A 6,178-nucleotide genomic window follows, 5' to 3' on the forward strand; every position below is an offset into this window, starting at 1 on the left:
TTAACTCAACTGTGCAAGCAAGCGGCGATTAAGCGGCAGCTCAATATTGAGCTGCTGTGCCTGCCGGATCAAATAGCCATTAATATAATCCAGCTCGGTCGGACGCTGATGTAATACATCCTGCAGCGTTGATGACTGATTGGCGGCTGTCGCTTCAGCTACTGCCAAGCTTCGCTCTGTCAGATCAAAATTAAGCGGTTGCTGTAATGTCTCAAAGCATTGCTGTACTTCGGTAGCTAATTCTTTCAGTGCCTGGCGATATTCATCATGACTGACCAGTTCGCCATTACGGCAGCGGAAAACCGCCGTTAACGGGTTAATCACTGCATTAATAGCCAACTTGGCGCGGATTCGCTGTTGAATATCATCAACAACCGTTAAACCGTTGGGGATGGAGGCTGTAGGGTGTTGAGCTTGCCACAGGCCAATATGGGTGTCTCCGCTGCCGGCATAAACCACCTGCTCCGTGTTTTGGCGATACGCACCTTCGGTGGAAATACCAGCCCATAAGTTGGCAGAGCACTGCTGCTGGCTCAGCCAGTCTGATACCTGTTGTTGTTGGCCCATACCGTTCTGTAATAACAGGATATTCTGTACCTGGGGTAATTGATTTGCGACGGACTGCAGAGCTTCTAGGGTGGCTGAGGCTTTGGTGGTAATGACCAGCCAATCAATGGCTTCATGCTGCCAGGTTGGAAGAGTCAGGCTGTGAGCAGTTTGTTGTTGATCAATGAGGGTCCGCTGACAACGACTGTTATCTCGAGTGATGCCATAAAGGACGTGTTCACGCCAGTGCCAGGCCATGAGTGTACCAATCGCACCTAAGCCTAAAATAGCGATGCTTTGAGTGGCCTCGTCTGTTGACGGTGCTGGTGTTCGTGATGCTGTTGGTATTTGTGGTGGTGAAGAGGAATAGGGCATTGCCGGATCACAACGGTGATGAAGAATCCGGCAATTATAGAAGGGCTTTACGTCTGAGAGGAAGGTTCAGAAATAACGGTATTATCCACAGACTCTGCTTCAACAGCTGCTGGCTGAGATTCAGTTTCCTGAACTGTATCGGGTTCATTGCCAATTCCCAAAGCCGACAGAGAATTCGGAGACCATAGCGCAGCAATTTTATTCAACAACGTTTGTGAATGATCGGCGGGCAAATTCCTTAACCACAACTTCAGACGATCTTCATCTTCACCGACGAGTTTCGTGATGTCATCGAGATGAGCGCCCCGTTCTTGCAACAGCCAAACCACAATCGGCATCAAACGATTAAACTGGCGGCGATTACGGGAATCAATTAACTGTTCCACGTTGAGATTAAACCGCTCAGCAACCAGTTGGCAGGCATCGTTATACATATGCCGCAAGTCTTCGTCACTGCGCGCGGCCTGAGCCAATGCTTGTCTTTTCAGGTGCTGATTAATGAATCCATCACGAGCTAATGCCTGATAGGTCGGGTGGCTGCCATGTTGTAAATCCAGCGCCTGACGTTGTGCCTGAACCTGCTGTTGCGATTGTTGCATCACGGTTTCATAACGTTGGGCGCGGTTATGACGGGTATTGCATAGCAGGTTCAGCATTGGCTCAACATGCAACCAGTGCGGCGGCGTTAACGCCCGATAACCCTGATCGCTGCTCCATGGATACAAACTGGCATCCGCTACTTTGCGCATTGTTTCTGGCCAGCGGTGTAGCTGAATAATGAGGTCGGCCAGGTAAGCTTGTTCATCAACCAGCATCACAATGCCCTGATCAGAAAGCACCTGTTTACGTTTGTGCCAACAGCGTTCGTGCATATCGTCAAAAGCGATCTGCACATCGTCCATCACTTCTGTCCAATCGCGTTCACTTTGCAGTACAAACTGCATTTGATGTTCATCCAGCACGAATGCCAGCAAACGTGTTTGTTTGATGTGGCCAAGTATCTGCACTCCGTATTCAAATTCAAATACCGAGTTAAAGATGGGTTGGTCTTTTGCTCCGTGTACCGAGAAATAATAGGTTCCGGCACCGTGCAGGGTCATTTTGGTTTCCATAGCACAAAAGGTAGCTGACTTTTGTGTATTTTCCAGTGTTGTCCACAGGTGCCGGTTTTTGCAATTCGATGATACTCACGGTATACAGGTCGGCTAATGATTTGAACTGACAGAATGCAGCACACAGGAGAACTCAGCATGCCTTCATTTGATGTGGTATCAGAAGTGGATAAGCATGAAGCACAAAATGCCGTGGATCAGGCGAATCGTGAATTATCCACACGCTTTGATTTTAAAGGTGTGAATGCCAGTTTTGAGTTAAAAGACTTTATTGTCACCATGACGGCGAATGAAGAGTTTCAGATTGAGCAAATGAAGCCGATGCTGGAAAGCGCCATGATCAAGCGCAAAATTAAGGTCAGCTGCCTGGAATACAGCGATTGCGTTGGTGCAGGCAAGCAGGTGAAAGTGAATGCCACCATGCGTCAGGGCATTGATAAAGAACTGGCGAAAAAGATGGTGAAGATTGTTAAAGAGAGCAAGCTGAAAGTTCAGGCGGCGATCCAGGGAGAAATGGTTCGTGTTACTGGCAAAAAGCGTGATGAACTGCAGGAAGTGATGGCGCTATACCGCTCGGATGAGAGCATTAAGATGCCATTGGCCTTTAAAAACTTTAAAGACTGATGAGTAAATCCTCAAACACGCCGACTTTGCAGGAAACAACGCCTGAAGCCAAAAGCTGGCGTGAAGCCTTACTGGTTTACACCAAAAAGCCGGTGATGGTGATTGCTTTGCTCGGCTTTTCTGCCGGGCTGCCTTTTTTATTGGTGTTTTCCACCTTAACTGCCTGGTTGGCTGATGTTGGCGTTGAAAAAACGGCCATTGGCTTTTTTGCCTGGGTTGGCCTCACGTATTCCATCAAGGTGTTTTGGGCACCGATTATTGACCGGCTCAAAATACCGTTGCTCTCACGTTGGTTGGGGCTGCGGCGCAGCTGGATTTTAGTGGGGCAGGCCGGCATTGCGGCCGGTTTGTTGTGGATGAGCGCACTCGATCCGGCTCATTCTTTATGGTGGATTGCTGTTGCTGCGTTATTAGTGGCTTTTTCGTCGGCAACTCAGGATGTCGCACTGGATGCTTATCGTATCGAGATTGTTGATGACAAGCTTCAGGGAGCGATGTCGGCAGCGTATATTTTTGGTTATCGCTTAGCCTTGTTGGTAGCCGGTGCCGGTGCTTTATACATTGCCGAGTGGGCAAGCTGGTCGATGGCTTATACCGCGATGGCTGGTTTGATGGGAATGGCGATTTTAGCGACTCTGTGGGCGAATGCTCCGGCCAGGCAAAATGCTGAGCAGCGTGCCGAAGAGGAATCGGCCATGGTGGACCAGGTGATGGGGCATGCGATGAATTTGCAGCAACGCCCAGGATGGCAACGCTGGCTTCTCGGTGCTGTTATTTGCCCGTTTTTAGAATTTTTTCAGCGTAATGGATTATTTGCGTTATTAATTCTCATCTTTATTGCGGTGTTTCGCCTGAGTGATATCACCATGGGGGTGATGGCGAATCCGTTTTACATCGATCTGGGTTACAGCAAAACGGATATCGCGAATGTCGCCAAGCTCTTTGGCTTTTTTATGACTATCGCCGGTTCAGCCTTGTGTGGTGTGTTAGTGGTGCGATGGGGAATTTATAAGCCACTGTTTATTGGCGCCGTTTTGGTGTCAGTAACCAATCTGTTGTTCGCTTTATTGTCGCTTCAGTCTGACATGGGAGATGCCATGATAACGCCTTCGCTGAGCTGGCTGGCGTTAGTCATCAGCGCCGATAATTTATCAGGAGGCATCGCCAGCACCGCATTTGTGGCCTATCTGTCCAGTTTAACCAATCGCAGCTACACCGCGACTCAATATGCGTTGTTCAGTTCACTCATGACGTTACCGGGTAAATTCATCAGTGGTTTCTCCGGTTGGGTGGTGGATAGCGCCGGTTATACTGAATTTTTTGTGCTTGCGTCAGCATTGGGTATTCCGGCAATTGCATTAGTATTGGTATTAATGTGGCATGACCGAGAGTCAGTGTCAGATAAAGATGGGGTTAAAGTATGAATACTGTTCCTGCGTGGATTGTGAAACAAACCGGTACAGCGGATGTTTTAGAGAAAGGAGAGATCGAATTACCGGAACCGCAAACGGGCGAAGTGAAAGTTCGTGTCTGTGCGGCAGGTTTTAATCCGATTGATACCAAGATTCGCGCTGGTCTGGCGCCGATTCTGAATGAGTCAGGTGTTTTGGGCTGCGATGTCAGTGGCGAAGTGATTGCCGTGGGTGAAGGTGTTACTCATTTGGCTGTTGGTGATTCAGTTTATGGTTGTGCTGGTGGCGTAAAAGGGAGTGGTGGTGCGCTGGCGGCTGAGATGATTTGTGATGCCGACCTGTTAGCGAAAGCCCCAACAGCTGTTTCTCTGGCTCAGGCGGCGTCGATTCCTCTTGTTGCCATTACTGCTTTTGAAGCTTTGAAGCGCTTAGCGCCACAAGCTGATGAAAAATTGCTGGTGATGGGCGCTTCCGGCGGTGTGGGCCAGTGGGCCATTCGTTTGGCACAGGAAGCCAACATCGAGGTATTCGGTACGGCAGGCAGTCCGGAGCGGGTGGAGCAGTTAAAGCAAAGTGGTGTTCATGCTGACTTACACGCCAACGCCGCTGAGCTGTCTGGCTCTCTTGCGCAGTCGGGTTTTGATAATGTACTCGACACCTTTGGTGGGGAGAGTTTGCAAAAAGCGCTGGAAGTCGCTGCCCCGTATGCTCAGGTAGCCACCATCAATGCCCGCAATACCTACGATCTGACTCAGGCGCATGCAAAGTCTCTAACGTTGCACGCGGTATTTATGTTGTTGCCACTTTTAACAGGGAATGGTCGCAAAGCGCATGGTGAGTTTTTAGCTGAGCTGAGTAACAAAGTTGATGCCGGGTTAATTCAGGTGCCTGAAGCGGCAGAAAAGCAGATGTCGGACGTCGCTGATATTCACCGCGCTTACGAGGCCGGTGAATTAATGAATAAAGTGGTGATGAAAGCGAATTTCTAATCGAAGCTATAAAATTTAACTCTATTGTCTTTTGAGAGCAGCAACAGGATGTTGCGGTAGCGCAGCAGGTACATGGATGTACCTTCTGTGCGGTGGCAAAAAGATAATCGAGTTGAATTTGATGCTGGCCAAATAAAAAGCCCATTAATTTTCAGTCACACACATCACAATCGCCATCCATGGCTTCGGTGATGTGTACGCAGCTCCATGCTGCTGTTTTGAAAGTTAATGGACTCTTTATTTTGAATAACGCAAAAGAGTTTACTCAATTCCCAGCATTTTGTGGGTTTGCAAACTCAGCTTCCAGCTCGGATGCTTTAAACAAAAATCCACCGCTTTTTGTGTATTGGTGTTAGACAGACCTTCTTTGGCACCGGCTAACTGTGCATCCAGATTTTTATCACTGGCCAACACCACGGGCTGATAATCTGCCATGGGTTGTAAATAACGATGATCTGCTTCGATATAGTCGAAGCGTTCTGGCATGGCATCTGGCTGTGGATATACCAGTTTAAGCTCATCGCAACGAATCAGATCTATTTCAGATTTACCCTTAGGGCTTAAACAAATCCAATCGATGCCTTCCGGAGCAGGCAAGGTACCGTTGGTTTCTACCGCAACTTCAAATCCTTGCTTATGCAGCTCCGCGATTAATGCTTCATCTAATTGCAACAACGGTTCGCCGCCGGTACAAACCACATAAGGCTTACCAACTTTATTGCCAGATGCACCGGGCCATAAGTCAGCGATTTGTTGTGCTAGTGCTTCGGCGCTGTACTTGCCCCCCAAATGCCCATCGGTTCCAATAAAGTCGGTGTCGCAGAAATCACAGATCGAATCTTTGCGACTCTCTTCTCGACCATTCCATAAATTGCATTTACTGAAGCGACAAAACACGGAAGGGCGGCCAGCCTGGGCGCCTTCCCCCTGTAAGGTGTAGAAGATCTCTTTGACGCGATACTGTTTTGCTTTCATCAAGCCGTCTCGTAAGTCAGTGGATCCGTTGCCTGATTCTTCTCGAACGCTTCTAAACGCTCAACACAGGAGCCGCACTTACCACAGGCTTTTTCACGACCGTTGTAGCAGGTCCAGGATTTACCATAATCCAAGCCCATCGCTA

The 6,178-nt window shown here is 48.7% G+C and carries 7 protein-coding genes (1 of these 7 cut by a window edge); 3 read left to right on the forward strand and 4 right to left on the reverse strand.

Annotated features, from left to right (window positions below; translation table 11 throughout):
- Positions 1–921, reverse strand: coding sequence for a ketopantoate reductase family protein (locus KFF03_RS03840; protein WP_255859008.1), 921 nt, complete (start codon positions 919–921; stop codon positions 1–3).
- 47 nt (positions 922–968) lie between these two features.
- Complete coding sequence (locus KFF03_RS03845; RefSeq protein ID WP_255859010.1) at positions 969–2,021, reverse strand: hypothetical protein; 1,053 nt, start codon at positions 2,019–2,021, stop codon at positions 969–971.
- 150 nt (positions 2,022–2,171) lie between these two features.
- Between KFF03_RS03845 and KFF03_RS03850 the strand changes: the two genes are divergently transcribed.
- Genes KFF03_RS03850 through KFF03_RS03860 form a run of 3 tightly spaced genes read left to right on the forward strand, consistent with a single transcriptional unit; the run spans position 2,172 to position 5,058 of the window.
- Positions 2,172–2,657 carry a YajQ family cyclic di-GMP-binding protein gene (locus KFF03_RS03850; protein WP_255859012.1) on the forward strand — a complete coding sequence of 162 codons (486 nt, stop codon included), beginning with the start codon at positions 2,172–2,174 and terminating at the stop codon, positions 2,655–2,657.
- Positions 2,657–4,081 (forward strand): AmpG family muropeptide MFS transporter, encoded by a 1,425-nt coding sequence (locus tag KFF03_RS03855; protein ID WP_255859013.1) that lies wholly within the window; start codon positions 2,657–2,659, stop codon positions 4,079–4,081. The genes KFF03_RS03850 and KFF03_RS03855 overlap by 1 nt, the downstream gene beginning before the upstream one ends.
- Positions 4,078–5,058 (forward strand): zinc-binding dehydrogenase, encoded by a 981-nt coding sequence (locus KFF03_RS03860; protein WP_255859014.1) that lies wholly within the window; start codon positions 4,078–4,080, stop codon positions 5,056–5,058. Before KFF03_RS03855 ends, KFF03_RS03860 begins: the two co-directional genes overlap by 4 nt.
- 261 nt (positions 5,059–5,319) lie before the next feature.
- On the opposite strand, the gene queE is transcribed toward KFF03_RS03860, so the two are convergent.
- The gene (gene queE, locus KFF03_RS03865) at positions 5,320–6,033 is read right to left on the reverse strand and encodes a 7-carboxy-7-deazaguanine synthase (protein ID WP_255859016.1); all 714 of its coding nucleotides are present in this window, start codon (positions 6,031–6,033) and stop codon (positions 5,320–5,322) included.
- Positions 6,033–6,178, reverse strand: partial view of a 7-cyano-7-deazaguanine synthase QueC gene (gene queC, locus KFF03_RS03870; RefSeq protein ID WP_255859017.1) — the final stretch only. The gene runs 529 nt beyond the window's last position; 146 of the gene's 675 nt are visible here — the last part of the coding sequence; its start codon lies off the right edge, out of view; its stop codon occupies positions 6,033–6,035. Before queC ends, queE begins: the two co-directional genes overlap by 1 nt.

The sequence above is a fragment of the Bacterioplanoides sp. SCSIO 12839 genome (assembly GCF_024397975.1).
Classification (GTDB): domain Bacteria; phylum Pseudomonadota; class Gammaproteobacteria; order Pseudomonadales; family Oceanobacteraceae; genus Bacterioplanoides.